The sequence below is a fragment of the Massilia sp. 9096 genome (genome assembly GCF_000745265.1).
In the GTDB taxonomy this organism is placed as follows: Bacteria; Pseudomonadota; Gammaproteobacteria; order Burkholderiales; family Burkholderiaceae_D; genus Telluria.
Genome location: NZ_JQNN01000001.1, coordinates 3233938 through 3256491, shown reverse-complemented (window position 1 = coordinate 3256491; position 22554 = coordinate 3233938). Strand labels below are relative to the sequence as shown.

19 protein-coding genes, 2 tRNA genes and 1 pseudogene are annotated in these 22554 nt (G+C 60.4%); 10 read left to right on the top strand and 12 right to left on the bottom strand.

Annotation, left to right across the window (positions count from 1 at the left end; genetic code table 11):
- The first annotated feature begins 86 nt into the window (after positions 1 to 86).
- Positions 87 to 1229: an ABC transporter substrate-binding protein gene (locus FA90_RS13985; protein ID WP_036169665.1), complete on the top strand. Its 1143-nt coding sequence runs from the start codon at positions 87 to 89 to the stop codon at positions 1227 to 1229.
- Positions 1230 to 1296: 67 nt separating this feature from the next.
- On the opposite strand, the gene FA90_RS13980 is transcribed toward FA90_RS13985, so the two are convergent.
- Positions 1297 to 1372: transfer RNA gene (locus FA90_RS13980), tRNA-Lys, on the bottom strand.
- A 160-nt stretch (positions 1373 to 1532) separates the two neighbouring features.
- Here FA90_RS13980 and FA90_RS13975 point away from each other — a divergent pair.
- Positions 1533 to 2501 (top strand): diguanylate cyclase, encoded by a 969-nt coding sequence (locus tag FA90_RS13975; protein ID WP_036169663.1) that lies wholly within the window; start codon positions 1533 to 1535, stop codon positions 2499 to 2501.
- A gap of 235 nt (positions 2502 to 2736) precedes the next feature.
- Here FA90_RS13975 and FA90_RS13970 read toward each other — a convergent pair.
- The 4 genes from FA90_RS13970 to FA90_RS13955 form a co-directional block, all read right to left on the bottom strand.
- Positions 2737 to 2812, bottom strand: a tRNA-Lys gene (locus FA90_RS13970).
- Between the two features lie 113 nt (positions 2813 to 2925).
- On the bottom strand, positions 2926 to 4680 hold the full coding sequence (locus FA90_RS13965) for a GspE/PulE family protein (RefSeq protein ID WP_036175681.1): 1755 nt from the start codon (positions 4678 to 4680) through the stop codon (positions 2926 to 2928).
- Between the two features lie 83 nt (positions 4681 to 4763).
- Positions 4764 to 5603 (bottom strand): spermidine synthase, encoded by an 840-nt coding sequence (locus tag FA90_RS13960; RefSeq protein ID WP_036169661.1) that lies wholly within the window; start codon positions 5601 to 5603, stop codon positions 4764 to 4766.
- A 289-nt stretch (positions 5604 to 5892) separates the two neighbouring features.
- Positions 5893 to 6435 (bottom strand): glycine zipper 2TM domain-containing protein, encoded by a 543-nt coding sequence (locus tag FA90_RS13955; protein ID WP_036169659.1) that lies wholly within the window; start codon positions 6433 to 6435, stop codon positions 5893 to 5895.
- 443 nt (positions 6436 to 6878) lie between these two features.
- Here FA90_RS13955 and FA90_RS13950 point away from each other — a divergent pair, with 443 nt between their 5' ends.
- The 5 genes from FA90_RS13950 (at position 6879) to FA90_RS13930 (ending at position 12042) form a co-directional block, all read left to right on the top strand.
- Complete coding sequence (locus FA90_RS13950; RefSeq protein WP_051971784.1) at positions 6879 to 7328, top strand: barstar family protein; 450 nt, start codon at positions 6879 to 6881, stop codon at positions 7326 to 7328.
- Between the two features lie 72 nt (positions 7329 to 7400).
- A complete protein-coding gene (gene purN, locus FA90_RS13945) occupies positions 7401 to 8012 on the top strand; it encodes a phosphoribosylglycinamide formyltransferase (RefSeq protein ID WP_036169657.1) in 612 nt (203 codons plus the stop codon).
- A gap of 19 nt (positions 8013 to 8031) precedes the next feature.
- On the top strand, positions 8032 to 9336 hold the full coding sequence (locus tag FA90_RS13940; RefSeq protein ID WP_036169656.1) for an RsmB/NOP family class I SAM-dependent RNA methyltransferase: 1305 nt from the start codon (positions 8032 to 8034) through the stop codon (positions 9334 to 9336).
- Positions 9337 to 9345: 9 nt separating this feature from the next.
- The gene (locus tag FA90_RS13935) at positions 9346 to 10698 is read left to right on the top strand and encodes a mechanosensitive ion channel family protein (protein ID WP_036169654.1); all 1353 of its coding nucleotides are present in this window, start codon (positions 9346 to 9348) and stop codon (positions 10696 to 10698) included.
- A gap of 132 nt (positions 10699 to 10830) precedes the next feature.
- Entirely contained in the window at positions 10831 to 12042 is a 1212-nt protein-coding gene (locus tag FA90_RS13930; RefSeq protein WP_036169652.1) for a fatty acid desaturase, read from the top strand.
- A gap of 77 nt (positions 12043 to 12119) precedes the next feature.
- Here the strand turns inward: FA90_RS13930 and FA90_RS13925 are convergent, their stop codons facing one another.
- From FA90_RS13925 to rpmB, 4 genes are all read right to left on the bottom strand, one after another.
- Positions 12120 to 13334, bottom strand: coding sequence for a fatty acid desaturase (locus FA90_RS13925; protein ID WP_036169650.1), 1215 nt, complete (start codon positions 13332 to 13334; stop codon positions 12120 to 12122).
- A 101-nt stretch (positions 13335 to 13435) separates the two neighbouring features.
- Positions 13436 to 14380: a hypothetical protein gene (locus FA90_RS13920; protein ID WP_036169647.1), complete on the bottom strand. Its 945-nt coding sequence runs from the start codon at positions 14378 to 14380 to the stop codon at positions 13436 to 13438.
- A gap of 148 nt (positions 14381 to 14528) precedes the next feature.
- Entirely contained in the window at positions 14529 to 14696 is a 168-nt protein-coding gene (gene rpmG / locus FA90_RS13915; RefSeq protein WP_029755886.1) for a 50S ribosomal protein L33, read from the bottom strand.
- A 16-nt stretch (positions 14697 to 14712) separates the two neighbouring features.
- A complete protein-coding gene (gene rpmB / locus FA90_RS13910; RefSeq protein ID WP_036169640.1) occupies positions 14713 to 14949 on the bottom strand; it encodes a 50S ribosomal protein L28 in 237 nt (78 codons plus the stop codon).
- Positions 14950 to 15385: 436 nt separating this feature from the next.
- Between rpmB and FA90_RS13905 the strand changes: the two genes are divergently transcribed.
- Positions 15386 to 17029 carry a glycosyltransferase family 39 protein gene (locus tag FA90_RS13905; protein ID WP_036169638.1) on the top strand — a complete coding sequence of 548 codons (1644 nt, stop codon included), beginning with the start codon at positions 15386 to 15388 and terminating at the stop codon, positions 17027 to 17029.
- A 30-nt stretch (positions 17030 to 17059) separates the two neighbouring features.
- Here FA90_RS13905 and FA90_RS13900 read toward each other — a convergent pair.
- Positions 17060 to 17320, bottom strand: a pseudogene (locus tag FA90_RS13900) (JAB domain-containing protein); the annotation flags it as partial.
- Positions 17321 to 17644: 324 nt separating this feature from the next.
- Between FA90_RS13900 and FA90_RS25735 the strand changes: the two are divergent.
- Entirely contained in the window at positions 17645 to 18664 is a 1020-nt protein-coding gene (locus FA90_RS25735; RefSeq protein ID WP_081934097.1) for a DUF4365 domain-containing protein, read from the top strand.
- A gap of 271 nt (positions 18665 to 18935) precedes the next feature.
- On the opposite strand, the gene FA90_RS26490 is transcribed toward FA90_RS25735, so the two are convergent.
- Positions 18936 to 19643, bottom strand: coding sequence for an HNH endonuclease (locus FA90_RS26490; RefSeq protein WP_156116705.1), 708 nt, complete (start codon positions 19641 to 19643; stop codon positions 18936 to 18938).
- On the bottom strand, positions 19636 to 20703 hold the full coding sequence (locus tag FA90_RS25730) for an AAA family ATPase (protein WP_081933851.1): 1068 nt from the start codon (positions 20701 to 20703) through the stop codon (positions 19636 to 19638). Before FA90_RS25730 ends, FA90_RS26490 begins: the two co-directional genes overlap by 8 nt.
- A gap of 450 nt (positions 20704 to 21153) precedes the next feature.
- Here FA90_RS25730 and FA90_RS13890 point away from each other — a divergent pair, with 450 nt between their 5' ends.
- Complete coding sequence (locus tag FA90_RS13890; RefSeq protein ID WP_036169635.1) at positions 21154 to 22140, top strand: DUF4917 family protein; 987 nt, start codon at positions 21154 to 21156, stop codon at positions 22138 to 22140.
- The last annotated feature ends 414 nt before the right edge of the window (positions 22141 to 22554 follow it).

Here is a 22554-nt window from a genome sequence, read left to right as displayed (position 1 = left end):
GTAAAGTATCGCTAAGTATTGTCTCAGGGAAACTCTATTGGAGTAAGATTGTCCCGCTCTTTGATCCACTTCAATAGGTGTCGACAATGGTATCCAGACATTTTACCAAGATGTTCCTGGGCGCGAGCCTGGCCCTGGCGGCCGGGCTGGCGCTGGCCGAGAATGGCGTCAGCGACAAAAGCATCGTCATCGGCCAGTCGGCGGCGCTGTCGGGGCCGGCCTCCGCACTCGGCACGGCGATGCGCGACGGCGCGCTGGCTTACTTCGATGCCGTCAACGCCGACGGCGGCGTGCACGGCCGCCAGATCGTCCTCAAGACTGTCGACGACGGCTACGACCCGGCGCGCGCCGGCCCCAACACAGGCCAGCTGGTCGACAAGGACAAGGTGTTCGCGCTGTTCGGCTACGTCGGCACCCCGACCTCGAACGCGGCCATGGCCTGGGTCGACAAGGGGGACGTGCCGTTCTTCGCGCCGATGACGGGCGCCCAGACGTTTCGCGAACCGGTCAACCGCAACGTCTTCAACATCCGCGATGGCTACGCCGACGAAACCGAAAAGATCGTCGAGCACCTCGACGCCATCGGGGTCAAGCAGATCGCCGTGCTGTACCAGGACGACGCCTACGGCAAGGCCGGGCTCGAGGGCGTGACGCAGGCGCTGAAAAAGCGCAAGCAGGACGTGTTCGTCACCGCGACGGTCGAGCGCAACAGCGTCGACGTCGCCGCCGCGGTCGCCAAGATGAAGGCGGCCAAGCCGCACGCGGTGATCATGATCTCGGCCTATAAATCGAGCGCCGCCTTCATCCGCGCGATGCGCAAGGCCAGCGACAGCGTGCCGTTTTTCTGGAACGTGTCGTTCGTCGGCAGCCAGGCGCTGATGGACGAGCTCGGCCCGGACGCCAGCGGCGTGATGATTTCGCAGGTGATGCCGTCGCCGTGGGACGAGAAGATCGCCGTGGTCAAGGAATACCGCAAGCTGTACCTGGCCAAGCCGGGGCGCGAACCGGATTACGCCAGCCTGGAGGGTTTCATCGCGGCCAAAGTGTTCGTGGAAGGGCTGCGCCATGTGAAGGGCGACGTCACGCGCAAGGGCTTCACGCATGCGCTCGAGACGATGGGGGCGACCAACCTGGGCGGCTACACGGTGCAGTTCTCGCCGAGCAATCACAATGGATCGAATTACGTCGACCTGAGCATCATCACGCGCAAGGGCAAGATCATGTATTGAGGGCGGCTGGGGCAGGGTAGGAAAACAAAAACGCCAGCCCGAAGGCTGGCGTTTTTGCTTGAAACTATGGTAGGCCGTGCGGGGCTCGAACCTGCGACCAACGGATTAAAAGTCCGCTGCTCTACCAACTGAGCTAACGACCCAACGGCGAGCATTATAGCGGCTCATCGGCGATTGGCCAAGGGCCAATATGCAAACCGGGAACGCCTGCGGCGGCAGGGCCGTCGAAAAACTGCGCAGCGGGGTTGGATTCCAGTATGATTCGTTGATTCACAGACATTAATTCCAACTGCGGATCCCATCGTGACACTGCCTGTCTCCGACATCGCCGCCGAGCTGTCCACACGCGCCCTGAACCTGGTCAACAGCGGCATCATCGTGCTCGATGCCGAGCAGCGCATCGTCGTGTGGAACGGCTGGATGACGCCACGCTGCGCGCGCTCGGCCGCGCGCGTGCGCGAGCGGCGCCTGCTCGAGGTGTTTCCGGAACTGCGCGGTTCGCGCGTCGAAGCGGCCGTGCTGGCTGCGCTGCTCGACGGCCAGCACACGAACGTTCCGCAGACCGAGAACCGCGCACCGTTTCCGCTGCGCGAGGCCGGCAGCCTGGACGGCGAACGCATCGACCAGGCGGTGTCGGTGAGCGGCTTTCGCGAAGGCGGCGAATGCTTTTGCCTGATCGAGATCCGCGACGTCAGCGGCGTCGTCGAGCGCGAACGGCGCCTGCTCGACCACGCCGAGGCGATGCGCGCGCGTTCCTACGTCGACGGCTTGAGCGGCATCGCCAACCGCCGCTATTTCGACGTCGCGCTCGAGCGCGAACTGCGCCGCGCCCAGCGCGTGAAGGGGCCGCTGGCGCTGCTGCTGATCGACATCGACTCGTTCAAGGCCTACAACGACCATTTCGGTCACCAGCAGGGCGACACCTGCCTGATTACGGTCGCCCAGGCGCTGGCCGCCAAACTGAAGCGCCCGGCCGACGTCGCCGCGCGCTACGGCGGCGAGGAGTTCGCCGCGATCCTGCCCGACACTTCGCTCGAGCAGGCCGCGCTGCACGCCAACGCGATCCGCGAACACGTCGCCGGCCTGGCGCTGGCGCACGCGCCGAACGCGCACTGGCCGGTGGTCACCCTGAGCATCGGCGTGGCCGCTTTCTACGCCGAGCGCCTGAACACGCCCGCGGCGTTGATCGAGGCCGCCGACAAGGCGCTGTATGCGGCCAAGGATGGCGGGCGCAACCGGGTGGTGGTCGACGGCGATATCGTCGTGGGCTGAGCAGAACAGCAATCCCAGCTCGACCAGCCCGCCCATCTGCGTGCCCCTGTTGCCGTCGGTGCCGAAGGCCGCGCTTGGATGGCGTCGTGCGTGCCGATCCAGGGCACCTCGCCGCGGGAAGAAATTCTTGAATGGAGGAATTGCTCATGCGCGGGACGCGGGCATGAAGAAAGGCGCAAAACAAAAAAGGCGTCACGATCACTCGTAACGCCTTCCTTGCTACTGCTGAATTCTTTGGTAGGCCGTGCGGGGCTCGAACCTGCGACCAACGGATTAAAAGTCCGCTGCTCTACCAACTGAGCTAACGACCCGAAGAAGGCACGTATTATAGCGGCGAGTTTTGATTTACGCTAGAGGTGCTGGAAGATTTCCGCTAATCAATGTGCGGGTGACGTCAGCGCCAGTGCGCCGTCGCCTTCAGCGCCTAGTGCGCCGACGTCACTTTGAGAACTTCTTCCGCCGTCGTCACCCCCTCGATGATCTTGTACGCCCCCGCAATGCGCAGCGGCTTCATGCCATCCCCGGCGCTTTGCTTGCGCAGCGCCGCCAGGTCGGTTTCTTCCCGGATCAAATGGGCGAAGTCCGGCGTCACCGTCAGCAATTCGTACAAACCGGTGCGGCCGCGGAAACCGGTCTGGCGGCATTCCGGGCAGCCGACCGGGCGGTACACGGTCGCCGGCTTCGGGATGTCCCGGGCGCCGCCGATGCTGTCCCAGACGTCGTCGGCGAGTTCGCCGTCGGCCGACTTGCAATGCGGGCACAGCGTGCGTACCAGGCGCTGCGCCATGATGCCGATCAAGGTCGAGCCGAGCAGGTAATACGGCACGCCCAGTTCCAGCAGGCGCATCACCGCCGAGGGCGCATCGTTGGTATGCAGCGTCGACAGCACCAGGTGGCCGGTCAGCGCGGCCTGGATCGCCATCTCGGCGGTCTCGAGGTCGCGGATCTCGCCGACCATGATGATGTCGGGATCTTGCCGCATCAGCGCACGCACGCCGTCGGCGAAGGACAAATCGATGCCGGGCTGGACCTGCATCTGGTTGAAGGACGCCTCCACCATTTCGATCGGGTCTTCGACCGTGCACACGTTGACTTCGCTGGTGGCGAGCGCCTTCAAGGTGGTGTAGAGCGTCGTGGTCTTGCCCGAGCCGGTCGGGCCGGTGACCAGGACGATGCCGTGCGGACGTTTGGTGAGCCCATCCCAGCGTTGCGCGTCCTCAAGCGGAAAGCCGAGTTCGGGCAGCGTCTTGACGACCACGTCGGGGTCGAAGATACGCATCACGAGTTTTTCGCCGAAGGCGGTCGGCATGGTCGACAGGCGCAGCTCGACTTCCTGGCCGGCATGCGTGCGCGTCTTAATGCGACCGTCCTGCGGGCGCCGTTTTTCGATCACGTCCATGCGCCCGAGCAGCTTGATGCGCGCCGTCATCGCGATCATCACCACGGCCGGCACCTGGTAGACCTGGTGCAGCACGCCGTCGATGCGGAAGCGGATCGCGCCGGCGTCGCGTTTCGGTTCGAGGTGAATGTCGGAGGCGCGCTGCTCGAAGGCGTAGCTCCACAGCCAGTCGACGATGTTGACGATGTGCTGGTCATTGGCGTCGAGCTGCTTGTTGCTCTTGCCCAGCTCGACCAGTTGCTCGAAGTTGTTGCGCAGCGCCAGATCCTGGCCGCTCGATTTGTTGGCGTCGCGGATCGACTTCGCGAGGCTGAAAAATTGCGAGATGTATTGCGCAATGTCGAGCGGGTTGGCGATCACCAGCTCGATGCGCCGGCGCGAGATGCGCGCGATCTCGTCCTGCCATTCGGTGCGGAAAGGATCGGCGGTGGCCACGACCAGCGCGTCGCCCTTCAATTCCACCGGCAGGATGTTAAAGCGCGCCGCATAGCTGGCCGACATCACGTCCGCCACCCGGGTGAAATCGATCTTGAGCGGGTCGATGCGCAGGAAGGGCAGCTCGACCTTGCTGGCGCACCATTCGCTCAGGACATCGAGCGTCAACAAGCGGTGTGGCGCCTTGGCCGAGACGATCTTGCATTGCGCGATCGCAGTCAGCGGATGCATCGCGCCGACCGCATTCTTGAGGATGCTCTGGGCCTGTGCGAAATGCGGCTTGACGGTCGACTTCTCGACGATGCCATCGGCCAGCAGCCACGAGAACAGCGTCTGCAAGTCCATGGCCAGCGGCCGCTTGGGCGTGGCCGGCGTCGGGGCCGACGGTGTTGCGGGCTGGCTGGCGGGCGGATGCGCTTGGGTCATGGTCAGCGTTTCTTGGCGGCGGCGGCGGCGGCGGCGATGCCTTTGACCCAGGACTTGGTCGGCAGCTTGGTATCGGCGACGATTTGCGCGGCGCGCGCGGCCAGGCGTTCCGGGTCGAGGTCGGGCTGGGTCTTGAAGCACAGCGCGACCACGTTGCCGTCGTGGACTTCGGGCAGGCAGATCACGTGCGCGAAGGCAAAGCGCATCGCCTTGATGTTCTTGGCATAACTCGGGTGGTCGCCGAACAAATTGACCGTCATCACGCCGCCTTCGCTCAGGCAGGCATTACAGGCTTGATAGAACTCAGGCGTATCGAGCACCGGGCCGCGCGCGGTGGCGTCGTACAAATCGCATTGCAGGACGTCGAAGGCTTCGATGTTGCTTGGGTCGAACACGAAATCCATCGCGTCCATTTCGAGCACGCGCAAGCGATCATCTTCCGCCGGCAGCTTGAACATCGAGTTGCAGATCGCGATCACGGACGGGTTCAATTCGACCGCGGTGACGGTCGCCTCAGGAAACTGGCGATAGCTGAACTTGGTCAAAGTAGCAGCACCCAGGCCGAGCTGGGCGATGGCGCGTGGCGCGTCGACGAACAGCATCCAGGCCATCATCTGCTGCGCATATTCGAGCTCCGGCCAGTCCGGCTTGCGGATGCGCATGGCGCCTTGCACCCATTCGGTACCGAAGTGGAGGTAGCGCACGCCGTCCTGCTCGGACAGCGTCACCGGGGCAAACTTGGGTTTGCGCGATGCGGGTTTGGATGCGGTTTTGGCGGCGGACGCGGACGCGGGGCGGCGCGAGGACTCGGCCTGTTCGATGGATTTGCGTTTGATGAGCATAGGATGATCTGGAAGGGGCTTCCACGATTATCCGTTTATGTGGTTCTACAGTGCAAGCACCGCAGAGGGGCATCGATAAACCTGCTGCGGGTTGCATTGCCGGTTTGCGATGCGACGCCGCGGCGGACCAGCCGTACTTGCGTACGACCGCGCTTCTCGACCGCCACTGCGGCCGCTCGCTACGGTTGCTCGACGCCCCGTGAGGCCGCGTAAATTTTTGTGAAAACCGACTTGCGCTGATGCTGACAGCGCGGGAAGGGGCGTTCCCGCGCCGGGTGTGGACTGCCGATTAACGCTGGTAGCGGTCGCCGCGGTCGGCGTACTGCACCGGATCCACCGAGATGTGCAGGCGGATGCGGTCGCCCGGATCGCTGTTCATGAAGGTAGTGTAGGTGTGGCCGCGGTAATCGTAGGTCACGTCGTAGCCGGTGGTGCGCTGTTCGACGGCATCGACGTTGCGGCAACGCTGCACCGCTTGTTCCTGCGTCTGCGGCTGGGCGTAGGCGTTCTGGTTATTGTCGTAGTTGTTGCCGATCGCAGCGCCGGCGATGGCGCCGGCGGCAGCGGCGGCCACTTTACCGTTACCGCTGCCGACCGTGCTGCCCAGCAGTGCGCCGGCGATGCCGCCGACCACGCCGCCACCCTGGCTGCGCTGCGGTGCGACCTGGGTCTGGACGTAGTCGGTGCGGCATTCCTGGCGCGGGGTACGGATCTGTTCGACGCGCGGCTGCGCGCGGACCACGCGGCCGAAGTCTTCGAAATCGCCAGCCTGGGCCAGCGGCAGGGCGCACACGCCCAGAGCGGAAAGAATCAGTTTGGCTTTGAAGTTCATTGTCTACCTCGATTGGTCGTGTTCTTTTGGTGTCGCTCGTTTTGCTGATGGCATCTTTCAGGCTTGCATCTGGATGGGGTCGCAATCGTTTCTCGAGATGCCTGTCTTTTCAACGGCATTTGCCACGTCTGAATCTTAGCGCGGGTCCATACTATCAAACAATCCGTGTGGCAACAAATTGTAACAGCCGGTAAACGGCCGATTGTCGTGTTTCAGAGGGAAAAAGCGTAGAAAAACAGCCAACATACATATAAAGAACGCGGCATTTTTTACAAATTTAAAGCGGCTCGTCCATATACAGGTTGATTCGCATACCACAAAACGTTACCCTTACGAGACTTGGGGTTTATTGGCGCGCGGAAACGATACAGGAGAAAGCAAACCAGCTGCCGCTTCCAACAATGCGCTGGCAAGGCAAACAGACTGGGTGACTTGAGGAAAAGATGAGTTTGTTGATGAGAGTACCGCCGAATCTTGTGCAGTCCATCCGCGCTTACCGTGTTCCGGAGCTGCAGAAGGAAGCGGCGCGCCTGGGTCATCACTTCCTCTATGCCCTGTGCACGAACGCCTTGACCAAGCAGCAAGTGTGCGCCCGCATCGGCGAGCAGTTTTATTTCCCGCGCCCGTGCAGCAAGAATTTCGACGCCTTGCGTCGCTGCCTCACCGAAGTGATTGCCGAGGCCGGACCGCAGCCGGGTTTCATCGCCGTGCTCGACCAGTTGCCGAATACGCAGAAATTCGATAAGGAAGCGCGCGAAACCCTGCTCGACGTGTTCCGCGACGCGGCCGAGTTCTGGGCCGAAAAGAAAGTTCCATTCCGCGTCTTTTATTCTTTTGAAGAGCCGCAGTCGCCGCAATCGGTCGGCTGGGTCGGCGCGCAACCGTTTCAATAAGCCCTTGCCAGCCCCGATGATGGCAGATCCTGCCTTGGGGCCATGCCATGCCTCAGGGTACAATGCGCGCTTATGAAAAATATCGTGATCCTGATCTCGGGCCGTGGCAGCAATATGGAAGCCATCGTGCGCGCGTGCGAGGCGCAAGCCTGGCCGGCGCGCATCGCCGCCGTGATCAGTAACAAAGCGGACGCCGCCGGCATCGAATTCGCCCAGGCACACGGCATCCCGACCGCCGTCGTCGCCAGCAAGACTTTCGCCACGCGCGAGGAGTTTGACGCCGCGCTGAGGGAAACCGTCGACGGGTTTGCCCCCGACCTGGTCGTACTGGCTGGCTTCATGCGGATTTTGACGCCCGCATTCGTCGAGCATTATGCCGGCCGGATGTTGAACATCCATCCGTCGCTGCTGCCGCTGTTTCCGGGGCTGCATACGCACCGGCAGGCGCTGGCGGCGGGCGTGCTCGAGCATGGCGCCACCGTGCATTTCGTCACTGCCGAGCTGGACCACGGTCCTGCCGTGTTGCAGGCGCGCATCGACGTGCGCCCCGGCGACACCGAGGACAGCCTGGCGACGCGCTTGCTGGACCAGGAACACCTGATTTACCCCCAAGCCGTGCGCCTCTTCGTCGAAGACAGGCTCAGCATCGAAGACGGCAACGTTCGCATCAGCGAACCAAACTGAACATTTATCAAGGAACACCATGAGATTGCCACCCGCGATACTCGGCAATGCGGAAGAGGTATTGCGCGAGATCCTGCGTTTTACGTCGCCGGCCGACGTCACCCTGTCGCGTTACTTCAAGGACCACCCGCGCCTCGGCGGCCGCGAGCGCGGCGCCATCGCCGAATGCATTTATTCGGTCCTGCGCAACAAGACGTTCTATACCGATTTCGCCGGCGGCGCGACCATGCGCCGCCTGGTGCTGATGGGCATGGCCGACGCGGTCGGCATCGATGCGCTGGGCGGCTTGTCCGACGACGAAACCGCGTTCCTGGCGCGCATCCAGGACATCGACCGTTCGCTGCTGCCGCCGAAGCAGCGCGCCAACCTGCCGGACTGGCTGTACGACAAATTCGTCGCTCAATACGGTGAAGAGGAAACCCTGCAGCTGGCCGCCGTGCTGAACACGCCGGCGCCGCTCGACCTGCGCGTCAACAGCCTGAAGGCCAATCGCGAAGACGTGATCGCCGAACTGGCCACCGCGCCGATCGCCGCCGAGCCGACGCCGTACGCGCCGCTCGGCCTGCGCGTCTTCAAGAAGCCGGCGCTGCAGAACCTGCCGCTGTTCAAGAGCGGCGCGATCGAAGTGCAGGACGAGGGCAGTCAGGTGCTGGCCCAGCTGCTCGGCGCGCGCCGCGGCGAGATGGTGGTCGACTTCTGTGCCGGCGCCGGCGGCAAGACGCTGGCGATCGGCGCGATCATGCGCAGTACCGGCCGCCTGTACGCCTTCGACGTCTCGGAAAAGCGCCTGACCAAGCTCAAGCCGCGCCTGGCGCGCTCGGGCCTGTCGAACGTGCATCCGGTCGTCATCGCGCACGAGCGCGACGCCAAAGTGAAGCGCCTGGCCGGCAAGATCGACCGCGTGCTGGTCGACGCGCCGTGCTCGGGCATGGGCACGCTGCGCCGCAATCCGGACGTGAAATGGCGCCAGCAGGCGGAGGGCGTCGCCGAGCTGACCGAAAAGCAGGCATCGATCCTGGACGGCGCCTCGCGCTTGGTGAAGTTCGGCGGCCGCCTGGTCTACGCGACCTGCAGCCTGCTGGACGAGGAAAACGATGCGATCGCCGCGCAATTCCTGGCCACGCATCCGGACTTCGTGCTGGTGCCGATGAGCGAGGTGCTGGCTGAGCAGCGCATCGAGCTCGAGATGGGCGAGTATTTGAAGATGCTGCCGCACAAGCACGGCACCGACGGTTTCTTTGCCGCCGTGTTCGAGCGCAAGGGCGCCGATAAGGGCGCGTCCAAAACCGCCGCCGTCGAGTCCGACGACGCCGTTTCGGAGTAAGCCGGGACGATGCCGCTGTTCAGCCTGATCGACGACCTGCTCGACGACCTCAGCCGCCCCGGCATGCCGTGGCAGGTGGGGGCGATCGCGGCCTGCGCGCTGATCGGCTGGCTCAGCGTGCACCTGGTGCGGGTCTGGTGGCGCCGCAGCCATGGCCAGGAAGGCAGTCCCTTGCGCGCCGGCGTCGAAAGCGTCGCACGCGTGGCCGCGCCGATGCTGGTCGTGGGCTTGCTGACCGTGGCCAAGACGCTGCTGCTGAAACATCATTTTCACGTCAACATCGTCAAGGCGGCGATCCCGATTTTCTGGTCGCTGGCGGCGATCCGCGCGGTGTTCTTCCTGCTGCACCGCGTATTCGCCCGGCGCGGCCAGCTGGGCGAGGCCTTCGTCACCTTCGAGCGCATCCTGGTGCTGGTCGCGTGGGGGGCGGTGGCGCTGTACATCACCGGTCTGTGGCCGGACATCTGGGACGCGCTCGACAGCTACCAGCTGAAATACGGTCCCAAAGCCAAGGACGTGGTCAGCGTGGCCGACATCCTGCAAGGCGTGATCTCGATCGCGGTGATGCTGATGCTGGCGCTGTGGGCCGGCGCCGCGCTGGAAGAGCGCCTGATGGGCGTGCAGGCGCTGCACAGCTCGCTGCGCGTCGCGCTGGCAAGGGTGGGGCGTGCGGTGCTGATGGTCGGCGGCGTGCTGTTCAGCCTGAGCCTGGTCGGCATCGACCTGACCGTGTTGTCGGTGTTCGGCGGCGCGCTCGGCGTCGGCCTGGGCCTGGGCATGCAGCGCATCGCCAGCAATTACGTGTCGGGCTTCATCATCTTGTTGGAGCGCAGCCTGTCGATCGGCGACATGATCTCGGTCGACAAGTACGCAGGCAAGGTGACTCAGATCAACACGCGCTATACGGTGCTGCAAGGCCTGGACGGTGTGGAATCGGTATTGCCGAACGAGATGCTGATTTCCAGCGCCGTGCAGAACCAGTCGCTCAGCACCCGCGCGGTGCGCGCCTCGACCCGCGTCACGCTGGCCTATGGCACCGACCTCGACATGGCGATGCCGCTGCTGGCCGAACAGGCCGCCGCCTCGCCGCGCGTGCTGGCCGAACCGGCCCCGGGCGTAGCGCTGAGCCGGTTCGGACCGGACGGCTACGAGCTCGAGCTCGGCTTCTGGGTCGGCGATCCGGAAAACGGCACCGGCGGCGTCGCATCCGACATCAACAAGCGGATTTATGCACTGGTGGCGTCCGGCGCCATCAAACTTGGCTATCCGTCTATTGATTTACGCGTACTCGACACACATATTACTGCGGCTGTGGCGCAGATCACGCAGCCGGCCTCGAATTCCCCTCTCGAATCGCCCTGATTGCGCCAATACGTTCCGTACGACATTGGTTGCGCGTAAAATGCGCCTTGCTTTGTACGCCGAGTACGATACCTTTCCGTAGAGACCATTTCAGAGAAAGAATGGCCTATGTCAGTTCCTAGTGGAGTCTTAATGAATTTTCTGAGCAACACCCTGCATGCCGTCTTGTCCTTCCTGGATGGCGGCCTGTTCGAGCTGTCTGTCTGGCAAATGGTCGCGTACACGCTCGTCGTGACGCACATCACGATCGCTGGCGTGACGATCTATTTGCACCGCCACCAGGCGCACCGTGCACTCGATCTGCACCCGATCGTCAGCCATTTCTTCCGCTTCTGGCTCTGGATGACCACTGGCCAGGTCACCAAGGAATGGGCTGCGGTGCACCGCAAGCACCACGCCAAGTGCGAAACCGTCGAAGACCCGCACAGCCCGCAGACCCACGGCATCAAGAAAGTGCTGCTGGAAGGCGCCGAACTGTACCGCGCCGAGACCAAGAACCAGGAAACGCTCGACAAATACGGCCACGGCTGCCCGAACGACTGGATCGAGAACAAGCTCTACACGCGCTGGAGCTGGGTTGGCGTGTCGATCCTGCTGCCGCTGAACGTCATGCTGTTCGGCGTGGCCGGCATCACGATCTGGGCCGTGCAGATGCTGTGGATCCCGATCACCGCGGCCGGCATCATCAACGGCCTGGGCCACTACACCGGCTACCGCAACTACGACTGCAACGATGCCGCCACCAACCTGATCCCGTGGGGCATCATCATTGGCGGCGAAGAACTGCACAACAACCACCACACCTTCGCCACCTCGGCCAAGCTGTCGAGCAAGTGGTACGAGTTCGACATCGGCTGGATGTACATCCGCATGATGGAAATGGTGGGCCTGGCCAAGGTCAAGAAGACCATCCCGAAGCCGAAGCTGGCCAAGGACAAGCTGGTTGCCGACTTCGACACGCTGCAGGCCGTGATCGCCAACCGCTACGACGTGATGGCCAAGTACGCCAAGTCGGTCAAGGCTGCTTTCAGCGAGGAAGTCGAGCACCTGAAACACAAGGCCGAGCTGGAAGCGCGTTTCCTCAAGAGCAGCCGCAAGCTGCTGCAGCGCGAGCCGGCCAAGCTGGGCGCGCCGCAACAGGCCCAGCTGACCCAGCTGTTCCAGCACAGCAAGGCGCTGGAGACCATGCACGAGATGCGCGTCGAACTGGGCGCGATCTGGGAGCGTTCGCACTCGACCCGCGACCAGCTGCTGCACCAGCTGCAGGACTGGTGCGCACGCGCCGAAGCTTCGGGCATCCAGTCGCTCAAGGAGTTCTCGATGCGCCTGCGCAGCTATGCCTGATCCGGCTGTGATGTGAACCCGACGACGCCCCTCACGCAGGGGCGTCGTCGTATCCAGGCCAGGTAAAGCTCACCCCTTCAACGGTAGGCGCGCAGCGTGCGTGCAAACGTCAGCAGCGGCGCCATCCCCGAACGCTCGGCGCGTTCGCACCAGCCGGCCAGCAGCGCCAGCGCTTCCTGCTCACCGGCCGCGGTCGACTCCCACACTGCGCGCAGTTCCGCGCGCATCGCCTGCAGGCGCGCCAGCGGCTGGTAGCGCTCGAGCAGCCGGCGCAAGTCGGCCAGCTGGTGCGCGGCCAGGTTGTCCGGCTCGCGCCGCAGCAGGCGCTCGGCCTGGCGCCGCATGCGTGCAGTGGTGCCACTCCTTCGGTCTCCGGCGCGGCGCAGTTCGGCGCGCAGCTCGTCACGGAATACATGCACCAGCATCCGGCCATAATCGCGCATCAGGTAGTGGCGGCCGGCCGTCACCGCGGCGACGCTGCCCGCGTCCAGCGGCAAGGCCGCGCCGCCTCGCGCGTGCATGCGTGGCGGGAGCGTGCGCACGCGCGCGAGGCGGCAGGCGCACAGCAGGCGGATGTACAGCCAGCCGACGTCGAACTCGAACCAGCGCACCGACAACTTGGCCGAGGTCGGAAAGGTATGGTGGTTGTTGTGCAGCTCCTCGCCGCCGATCAGCAGGCCCCAGGGCAGGATGTTGGCGGCCGCGTTCGGCCCGTCGAAGCTGCGGTAGCCGGCAAAATGGCCCAGGCCGTTGACCACGCCCGCCGCCAGCACCGGAATCCACAGCATCTGCACCGCCCACACGGTCGCGCCGATCGCGCCGAACAGCGCCACGTCAAGCATCAACAGCAGCCCGACGCCCTGCCAAGGCAAGGCGGCGTAGACGTGGCCCTCGAGCCAGTCGTCGGGCGCGCCGTGGCCGTAGCGCGCGACCGTGTGTGCGTCCCGGGCTTCAAGGCGGTACAGCTCGGCGCCTTCGAGCAGCACCTTGCGGATGCCGAAGATCTGCGGGCTGTGCGGGTCGCCCGGCTGTTCGCAGCGCGCATGGTGCTTGCGGTGCACCGCGACCCATTCGCGCGTCGCCATGCCGGTCGAGATCCACAGCCAGAAGCGGAACAGGTGCGCGACCGCCGGATGAAGGTCGAGCGCGCGGTGCGCCTGGCAGCGGTGCAGGTAGACCGTGACGGCGACGATGGTGAGGTGGGTCGTGATGGCCGTGTAGGCGACGATGCGCCACGGGCCCCAGTGCAGCAGTCCGCCGGCCAGCCATTGCAAGACGTGATCCATGGACATCCCCCGAAGATGAGGCCCTTGGAGATTAACGCCGATTGCCGCGCGCGTCGAACCGTTGCCGTGCGGGACGGTCGGCTCGGCTTGGTGAAGCACGGCCGATTTCAGCGGCAGCCGGGCGCGATCGGATAGCCGCAGGCGACCAGCGCGCCCAGGTCCGGATTGGCGAGGTAGTCCAGGTGCGCGGCGAAGGGGTTCTCGAACAGGCCAAGCCAGGTCCGGCCGTTCGAGACCAGCACATCGGCCACGGCGACATCGGGCGCGGCATAGCGCGCCGGCAGCAGGCGATACGACAGCACGTCGTTCGGATCGGTGAAGGCGACCAGGCCCAGGCGCGCGATGCCGCCGGCGCGCGGGGCGCTCTGGCGCCGCCGCAGCTCGAGGAAGCGCTGCAGCGTGTCCTGGGCCGGCATCGCGCGCGCCGCCAGCGTTTGCTCGGCCAGCCCGAGGATCGGCAGCTGGTTGCCGGCCATGAAGACCAGGCCCAGGCGGCGCGCCGCTTGCCGTCCCAGCGCCCGGGTGCGCGGCTGGTTCGATTCGAGCATGCTGTCCAGGGCGTCGAACAGCATCTTGCTGCCCAGGCTCTCGGCCACCACGACCAGCGTGGCGCCGTCGTCCGGGTGCTCTGCGAGCACCTGCGATACCGCTTCGACCATGGCGTCGCGCATCGCCTCGTGGCTGGCGCCTTCGTAGATCAGGGCGTCGGACAGGCAGTCGTCGAGCAGCCGGTCCTTGGCGATGCCGTTGAGCCTGGCGCGGGTCGGCTTGCAGACGTCGCCGGGCGCGGCCGCCGCAGGGGAGGGCGGCGCATGGGTCTCGACGATGCCGGCGAGCCGCTCGATGGCGGCGTCGGCCCACGCGGCATCGTGGGTGCAGATGCCGTGCACCAGGATGACGTCGACCGCTTGCGGCTGGTTGGCGGCGATCACGCCGGCGATGCCGGGGAAAGGCGTGCTGTCGCGCACGACGACGGCCGGCCGGTAGGGTGTGCCGCAGCCCGGCAGCAGGAGGACGAGGGCAAGGACGAAGGGAAGGAGCGGGCGCGGCATGGCGTGCCTCCGAAGACGGTCATCGGTGGACCGACTATAGCGGCGGCAGGTGGGCTCGGCGGTGGAAGCGCGATGCGGAATGAGGCGCATCAAAAACAAAAAAGCCGCACACGGTGTGAGCGGCTTTTTTGAGAAGAACCAGATCGGATTACTTGATCTTGGTTTCTTTGTACACGACGTGCTTGCGTGCCTTCGGGTCGAATTTGGTGATTTCCATCTTCGCCGGCATGGTGCGCTTGTTCTTGGTCGTGGTGTAGAAGTGACCAGTACCTGCGGTCGACTCCAGCTTGATCTTGTCGCGGCCAGTTTTTGCCATGGTGACTACTCCCTAATTAGATTTTCTCGCCGCGGGCGCGCATGTCGGTCAGGACAGCGTCGATACCGAGCTTGTCGATGACGCGCAGGCCAGCGTTGGAGACGCGCAGGGAGACCCAGCGGTTTTCCGATTCTACGAAAATACGACGGTTCTGCAGGTTCGGCAGAAAACGACGCTTGGTTTTGTTGTTAGCGTGGGAGACGTTGTTGCCAACCATCACACCCTTGCCAGTAACTTGGCAAACACGTGCCATAGCGCACTCCTTGAATAAACTTCCAGATTTGGAAAAACGAGAGTATAGCTTGAAAACCGTCGCGTAATCAACAACTTGCGGAAAAAAATTGTTTCTCCATAAATCGCAAAGATTTAACAATTATCGAATTTCGCAATATTCGTGTGCTAAGCCTCTGTTTACACAGTCTTATCGGTGCCTGAAACGGCGCTCACGGAACGCTCGGGGACATTCAAGCGTGGCGGTCGAGATACATCTGCCTTCTCCCGCAAGGTCATCGTTGTCGCCATGGGCTGCGCCTGTCGATCGCAGTGTAGGAAGCACACCACGCCGGCGCGCGTATGCGAACCGCATTACCGTGCGTTTGTCGGACTTCAAGACCACGCAAGCCTGCTCGCGTTTCAGTAGAGGCAGGCGCGCGATCGCACGCCACCGGTTTGCTTTGACGAGGAGAGACATGTCCGACGAGCATTTGGCCGCATCACCGGGCCCGGTCGACGCCTTCGATGCCCATGGCGCGCCCGTCCTGCGCCGGCGCAGCGAGGTCCCGGGCCCGCTGCTGGCCGTGCTCGCCTATGTCGTGGCTTACCTCGTGCTGCGTCTGGGCGAGCACGGCGGGCTCGAACGCGACGAAGCCGAGATGGTCTACCTGGCGCGCGACCTGCGGCCCGGCTACGGCGCCCAGCCGCCGCTCTACACCTGGCTGCAGTGGCTGGCCTTCCAGGCCTTCGGACCGGATCGTTTCGCGCTGGCGCTCGTCAAGGGCCTGTCGCTGGGTGCGATCTACATGGCGATGTATCGCGCCGCGCTGCCGTGGGTCGGCCGGGCCGGGGCGCTGGCGGCGGCCGCGTCGCTGCTGCTGTTGCCGCAGATCGGCTGGGAAGCGCTGCGCATCCAGACCCACTCCGTGCTGATGATGGCGCTCGCCTGCGGCCTGCTGTGGGCATACGGCGCGCTGCTGGCCAGGCCGGTCGCCGCGCGCTACGCGGCCTTCGGCCTGGTGGCGGGCCTCGGGCTGCTGGCCAAGTACAACTTCGCCATCCTGCTGGGCGGCATGGTCGGCGCCAGTCTGCTGGTGCACGAGCACCGCGTGGTGCTGTGGCACCGGCGCGCCTGGATCGCGGCGCTGGTGGCCATGGTGGTTTTCCTGCCGCATGCCGCCTGGATGGCGCAGCACCTCGACGCGGCCTTCGGCGGCACGCTGCACAAGATGCAGGACGGCGGCGAGCACGCGCCTTACCTGCGCCGCGTGCTGCACGGCGCGCTCGGCCTGTTGTCGGCGCTGGCGGCCTTCGTCGCCGTACCCGCCGCCGCGTTCGCGTTCGCCGCCTGGTCCGTGCGCGCCGATCTGGCCTCCCGCGTGCGTACGCGAGCGCGCGATGCGCGCATGGCGCGGGCGCGAGATGGCGCCGCCGGCCGCTTTTTTCTCTGGCTGTATGTGCTCTGCCTGGCGCAGCTGGGGTTGCTGGTGCTGCTCGGGGTGGTCGGGACGATCAAGGAGCGCTGGCTGATGCCGGTGCTGTTTTCGCTGCCGCTGGCGCTGCTGGTCTGGCTGCCCGCGCTGCGCCGGCAGGCGCCCGGAGGCCGGCTGTTGCGCATCGGCGCCGTGGCTGGGGTCGCGACCCTTGCCTTGCTGCCGGCGCGCATCTGGCTCGGCCCGGCCATCGGCAAGACGGTGGCGGCGCATTATCCGTACGCGCCGCTGGCGCAGGCGCTGGCGCAGCGGTATCCGGGCGCGCAGGCCGTGGTCGCCAATGACGTCATGTTGGCCGGCAACCTGCTGTTCGCCCGGGCCGAGGCGCCGTCCTTGCAGACCGTCGCGCAAACTGTCCTGCTGGACGACCTGCTGCGCGAGCGCCGCCCGCTGCGCGGCGAGGTGCTGCTGGTGACCCAGGACGGCTACCCGCAAGGCCTCGGCGCCGACTTCCGCGCCGCCTACCCGGCAGCGCGGCCGCTGTCGCGTGCGCGTATCGAGCTGCCGCTGCGGTTCGGGGGCAGGGGGATGCTCGGCTTCACGGTCGAGCGCATGATGCTGCCCGCGCCGGGACCGGCGCCGGTGCGGGCGCAGCCGGCCTTGGCGCAGGCGCCCGGGCCGTCGTGAGCAGCGCCGCGCAGCGCGACCGACGCGGCGCTACAGCTGCCCGTGCTCCGCAAACGAATACACCAGCGGCCCGGCCACCACGAAATGATCGAGCACGCGGATGTCGACCAGGGCCAGCGCCTCGCGCAGCCGCTGCGTGATGTTCAGGTCGGCGTCGCTCGGCTGCGCCATGCCGGACGGGTGATTGTGGGCGAGCAGGACGCTGGCGGCGTTGCAGGCGATCGCTTCGCGTACGACTTCGCGTGGGTACACTGTGGTCTGGGTTAGAGTGCAACAACTTCGAAACAACTCTTACCGTCTATCTGATGTCCTTTCGGCAGCAACCTCGCTCGATATTTAGAACGCGATGCATGTCTATTGGCATAGTGTCACCTCAAGGTGTATCTAACACCCTCTCTTGAATCGTCAGAAGTAAATGATTTACCGCTTGACGTCGGTATACGGCCCGAACATAATTTTCTACGAATCGCATTATTCTAGTGTTACTTTGTATGCTCTGACTGTTAGCTTTTATTTATAACAAGAATTCTGGTGTTTAAAAAGTACTAATAGTCAATGGTTACTTTTTCGTTATACCATGTCGAGATAGCCGAATATTTGGTTTTGAAGATAAAAATGACTGGAAATTTTCCGAAACGACAAAATACGGGTAAAACTGCAGAGATTGGAATTAATGTTGTTTCGACAATTTTTAATGATGATTTCGGGTGGGTTTTTAGAAGAACTCATCAAGAACATGATTTTGGAGTGGATGGGTACGTAGACTACGTTTCGCCAGACGGAAGTGTGACAGGGCAATTCATAGCTGTTCAGGTTAAGACGGGGAAAAGCTACCTAACGCCTGGCGGCCAAATGCATTGGTATAAAGATAGTAAAGAACATCTAAATTACTTTTTAAATCTTCCCACTCCACTCTTATTAATAATTTGTGACCCGGAAGGAAAAGACTGCTATTGGGAGGTTTTAAAAAAAGAGAATGTTGACTTTGGTGGCGCCGGTTGGAGATATCCGATTCCGAAAGATAAAAAACTATGTAAAAGCAGTATAGATGAAATAAAAAATCTTTTTGGAAATGCTGAGAATCACTTATCGGAGTTTGAGCGGGACCAAGAGATGCTTAGCAAAATCGGGGAGGATTCATTGATTCAATACAGTATTCCTCGAAAAGATATTGAGTCTTTAAATGTATCAAATCTGAAAAATTTTATCGCAAGGATTACGCGAAACGAAAAACTCGCACTGGCCGTTCAAGGAAAGCTTTACATTGCGACTTACGGGTATGAGTACGACCATAGGGAAGTGTACCAAATCCCAGCGATTAGGCGTTGGGCCACGGCAGCACGAAAAGAGATAAGAGAATGGTATCTCTGTGCTGGCGAAGAACGCTGGTCAACGCTGATGTGGATGACTACTTGCACCTGTGCACCTAATTCAAAACCTTTAAAGAAAAAAGGTGACAGATTCTTTGTAAAAGCGGACCCTAAAAAAGCTATTGCGTTTATGATGGAGTGTTTTGATGGACTAAATATCGCAACAAGAAAATGGGGGTGGAGCGCGAAGTATAACGAAGAGATATCTGAAAAAATTTCGGACGCGATTATTCAAGATATAACGTCTCCTGAAATTAATGGATGAGTGGCATTAATTGAAAAATCAAATTGCAAAAACGCGGATGAGGTCGATGCTCTTTGTTAATTTGGCTATTTACGTCATTTCGATTTGCTTCGAAGTGGGTTAGTGTAGCGTAACTTTAAAGAGGAATCGTCGAAATTCAGATTTCCAACGGTAAAGCTTCCCGGTGACGAGCCATTGGCCTGACCCACCTTCTTTTTCTCGATTTCTTTCCTCTTACTTCTACCTTAAATGTAAAAAAGGCCGCAGCAAAAACACCGTCAGCCTTAAGGTATTATGCGAGACGATTGACGAGCAACTTAAATATTCTTTCAGACGCATTAGTTGAAGTATCGGCGGTTGCGATAAATTTTCTGAGGTCTTCAATAGCTTTAACGGCTTGTGTATTAGCCTTACTTTTTGCCGTATAGACGGCAATTTTGTTAAGATGTTGTAAACATAGCTTCTTGCCTTGGTTAGTTCTTCCAAAGTATGTTCTTACATATATGTAATTTGTTTGCATGCAAAACATGTCGATATGCTCGTTGAATTCATGAAATTTGGGATGGAAGACTTGCAGTGACTTCCGATGCTTCGAATATTTAAGCTCGGCAAATGGCAGTTGATACCAATTTTCGTCACTTTTAAGTCCATTACACGTGACGCACGCTAACGCTAAATTGTGAAACGTAAAAGTAAATTGGGGATAAAACGAACGAGGTAAAACATGGTCGATAGCGGCGTTCACTTTTGTATAGATTCTCTCCTGACAATAACAGCAGTAGTTTGACTGTTTTTCCAAAAGATACGAGGATAAACTGCGGTGTATATAACTACCGGCTGTCTCCGCGAAAAATTCCGTCCAGAGGGTTGTGGGAACTGGGAAGTGCTGCGTCCGCCAGTGAAAACGTCTCCTTAATTCTTCTGCAATTTTTCGAGAATTCTTTTTCGTAGGATAGATGCGCTTCCAAAACTCATCAGCTAATGTTCGTTTTTTACGCATTTGTTCCACCTCTAACACTGCTGAGTATTTCCGTAACTGCGCGCTCGAAGTCACTCATGGTCTGTGAAAGCTGAGCACGCGCAGGTGCAATTGCCGCCGCTTTTTCGACTTTCTGCTTTAAGATTTTTACTTCCGCCCTTGCATTCAATTTTACTCCGGCGCGACCGGAATTGATGCCATCCATTATCGTGCTGATTATTCGAGAGAATTCGTTGTATATGTGCTTGTTGTCTGGTGTGAGCGTATGAAAGTCATTGAAAATAAGGCGCTCCACATTCAAATCGTGTTCAAGAATTTCAGAATATACGTCATCTTTTAATGAGTAGCAATGCATGCCTAAGTTCATTGCGCTAGAGATAATCACCGGCGAGTGAGTCGCCACATATACCTGAACATCCTGGGTCTTACTTACGAGCTCTTGTATCATCCCTGGCCATTTTACTTGCCATTCGACATGTAGGCTGATTTCGGGTTCATCAATATAAAAAATAGTTCTAGGTGCCAGGTTTGTAAGTACCCGCAATGCAGTGGCAAGCATAGACTGCTCCCCAGAACTCAGAGAAGGAAAATCATATTCTTTGTCTCCCTTTTTGAAAATTGGCACAAATGGCTTAGTCTTGTCGCTAAAAACAGATTGAAACTCTTGAATAAAAGAAGAGGTGAGCTCCGATTTTAGGAACGGCACGCTGCCTTTGCTTCGCTTCTTTTTCACGTATTCAATGCCAACAGATGGCTCAAGGCCCATCTTGGGCAAAAATTTTAAAAATTCCGCCTCGCCTCTCTGATTTATCAAACGTGCATAATTGAGGACAACGTTAGCGGCGAGCGTATTGGTGTGCAGGCCGTTGCCAACCGTTCTATTCCCTGCGTACGTGTAACTGCCGTTAGCGCGAGTTTTTACAGTCCCACCATAGGTGAACTTATCGCTAACTGAGGATGAAATCACTACTACTGGGGAACTCTTCGACTTTAACTGCGCATCACTTTCGAGTGCGCGGCTTTTGCCTGAGCCGTTGTTCCCAATAATGTATGTAAATGGATGTGCGCCTGGTAATGTCATCTCTTCTCCCAATCATTAAATAATTTAAAGAATCTTATTTTTATTTATTAAAATATAACGCCAAGCCTTAAAGCAGTTCGCTCTAAGAAATTGTAATTTTATCATGGTTTTACCCTTGTGTAATCCTGTGGCAGCGGCAATATTCTTGAACTCGAGGGGCATTGAAGAATCAGCTGAGCATTAACCGAGCCGGCTGTTAGGGAAGTTCGAGAGCGAAACCGCCACCCGAACTAGCGCATTCGTCTCGAAAATTGAAGACTGACAGCAGAGTTAATCGTTAAAAGAACTGCAGGGCACTACCTTGGGTCAGAGCACAACAACTTCGAAATAGCTATTGCTTCATCCTACCTAGCGTTCAGATATGATGGGTAACGAGCTAAGCTGCTGGACGTCAAGGGATGACGACGTCGTAACCGGCTCACCGGCTGTGTAAAAATAAGACACCATAACATGACAAAAATACATCAGTGGGAAGAAATCAAGGCGCACTTCAGCGAGGGATTGCTCTTGGGCAACGGTGCCAGCATGGCGATTCACCGGGGTTTCGGATACGCGGGTCTGTTTGAAGCAGCACAAGACCACAACTTCATCACTCCCGAGGTTGCCGGTGTCTTCGACGCGTTTGGCGTTAATGACTTCGAGCTTGTGTTACGGCGTTTGTGGCAAGCGAAGGTGGTAAATGAAACTCTCGGGATTGCCGCGGGCCAGGTTGAGGAGGCGTACGAGCAGGTCCGAACTGCGCTCATTGAAACGGTCCGGGAAGTGCACATTAGCCACGACGATGCGGTGGTGCACCTGAAGCCGATTTATACCTTCATGCAAGGCTTCAAGACGGTGGTTTCACTAAACTACGACCTCATCGTCTATTGGGCTGCGATGTACAGTCGGGACGCACTCGGCAACTGGTTCAAAGACTGTTTTGCCAGCGGGGCTTTCGCTGACAACTGGGAGCGCATGGCCGATGCTTACGGAGCAGCGGGTGCCACCTTATTCTTCTATCCACATGGCAATCTTGCACTTGCACGTACTTTGGACGACGAAGAGGGCAAGCTCAAGGCGCGCGGCCAGGACCTACTTACTCGTGTCTTGGAAGTCTGGGAGTCAGGGCAGGCTGTTCCCCTGTTTGTTTGCGAGGGGACGTCCGACCACAAGGTCAAGTCGATAAAGAGCTCATCTTACCTACAGCGTGTTAACCGAGAAGTGCTGCCTAAAATCGGAAGCTCCTTGGTCATTTATGGATGGGGAATCGCTGAGCAGGAGCAGCACATTGTTAATTCACTCAGGAAATCGTCTTGCAAAAAGGTAGCGGTTTCTGTCTATGGCAATAACGAAGTTTACATGCGCCACGCCGAACAAACCCTTCATGACATCGACGTCACAGAAGTAGTGTTCTTTGATTCCGCAAGTCCAGGTTGCTGGAACAACCCGGCGCCCTGAAACCTTTCAGACCAACTAAAAAGCCCGTCGCGCTGAAATAATGGTAGAGCTCCCGTAGCTGAGGTAGAATTGACTTGTGGTAGCACCCTCAGGCATCTCTGCAGGTTGCGCTGCACGTGACCAAGCGGCCTGATGGCGCAACGGCGAGCAATCGCGTGAGCGTCAGCGGCGGTATCAGCGGCAGGGTGGACTCGCAAGAGGCGCTCTGCAAAGCCGGTGTCGTCGACGGGGCCTCGCGGCGACCGTCTTCTACTCCCGGAGTTATTGGGAAGGCGAGTAACAAACGTGCAGAGCGGGCTGAAAGCAGGGGCGCGGGTGCGTCGCAAAAGTCGAATGTCCGCAAGCCGTCCAAGCATTCAGTTATGCCTTCGGCGCGGCGCGTTATTGCCGCTCCGATTGCCCTGGCGTTAGCAT

What these genes read in the sequence shown, in the direction of transcription:
- rpmG (WP_029755886.1), bottom strand. Translation starts at nt 14,696, where the DNA reads ATGGCAAAAACTGGCCGCGACAAGATCAAGCTGGAGTCGACCGCAGGT.
- FA90_RS13965 (WP_036175681.1), bottom strand. Translation starts at nt 4,680, where the DNA reads ATGGACTTGCAGACGCTGTTCTCGTGGCTGCTGGCCGATGGCATCGTC.
- FA90_RS13940 (WP_036169656.1), top strand. Translation starts at nt 8,032, where the DNA reads ATGAGATTGCCACCCGCGATACTCGGCAATGCGGAAGAGGTATTGCGC.
- FA90_RS13925 (WP_036169650.1), bottom strand. Translation starts at nt 13,334, where the DNA reads ATGTCCATGGATCACGTCTTGCAATGGCTGGCCGGCGGACTGCTGCAC.
- FA90_RS13930 (WP_036169652.1), top strand. Translation starts at nt 10,831, where the DNA reads ATGAATTTTCTGAGCAACACCCTGCATGCCGTCTTGTCCTTCCTGGAT.
- purN (WP_036169657.1), top strand. Translation starts at nt 7,401, where the DNA reads ATGAAAAATATCGTGATCCTGATCTCGGGCCGTGGCAGCAATATGGAA.
- FA90_RS13935 (WP_036169654.1), top strand. Translation starts at nt 9,346, where the DNA reads ATGCCGCTGTTCAGCCTGATCGACGACCTGCTCGACGACCTCAGCCGC.
- FA90_RS13890 (WP_036169635.1), top strand. Translation starts at nt 21,154, where the DNA reads ATGACAAAAATACATCAGTGGGAAGAAATCAAGGCGCACTTCAGCGAG.
- FA90_RS13950 (WP_051971784.1), top strand. Translation starts at nt 6,879, where the DNA reads ATGAGTTTGTTGATGAGAGTACCGCCGAATCTTGTGCAGTCCATCCGC.
- FA90_RS13905 (WP_036169638.1), top strand. Translation starts at nt 15,386, where the DNA reads ATGTCCGACGAGCATTTGGCCGCATCACCGGGCCCGGTCGACGCCTTC.
- FA90_RS25730 (WP_081933851.1), bottom strand. Translation starts at nt 20,703, where the DNA reads ATGACATTACCAGGCGCACATCCATTTACATACATTATTGGGAACAAC.
- FA90_RS13985 (WP_036169665.1), top strand. Translation starts at nt 87, where the DNA reads ATGGTATCCAGACATTTTACCAAGATGTTCCTGGGCGCGAGCCTGGCC.
- FA90_RS13920 (WP_036169647.1), bottom strand. Translation starts at nt 14,380, where the DNA reads ATGCCGCGCCCGCTCCTTCCCTTCGTCCTTGCCCTCGTCCTCCTGCTG.
- rpmB (WP_036169640.1), bottom strand. Translation starts at nt 14,949, where the DNA reads ATGGCACGTGTTTGCCAAGTTACTGGCAAGGGTGTGATGGTTGGCAAC.
- FA90_RS13955 (WP_036169659.1), bottom strand. Translation starts at nt 6,435, where the DNA reads ATGAACTTCAAAGCCAAACTGATTCTTTCCGCTCTGGGCGTGTGCGCC.
- FA90_RS26490 (WP_156116705.1), bottom strand. Translation starts at nt 19,643, where the DNA reads ATGCGTAAAAAACGAACATTAGCTGATGAGTTTTGGAAGCGCATCTAT.
- FA90_RS13960 (WP_036169661.1), bottom strand. Translation starts at nt 5,603, where the DNA reads ATGCTCATCAAACGCAAATCCATCGAACAGGCCGAGTCCTCGCGCCGC.
- FA90_RS25735 (WP_081934097.1), top strand. Translation starts at nt 17,645, where the DNA reads ATGACTGGAAATTTTCCGAAACGACAAAATACGGGTAAAACTGCAGAG.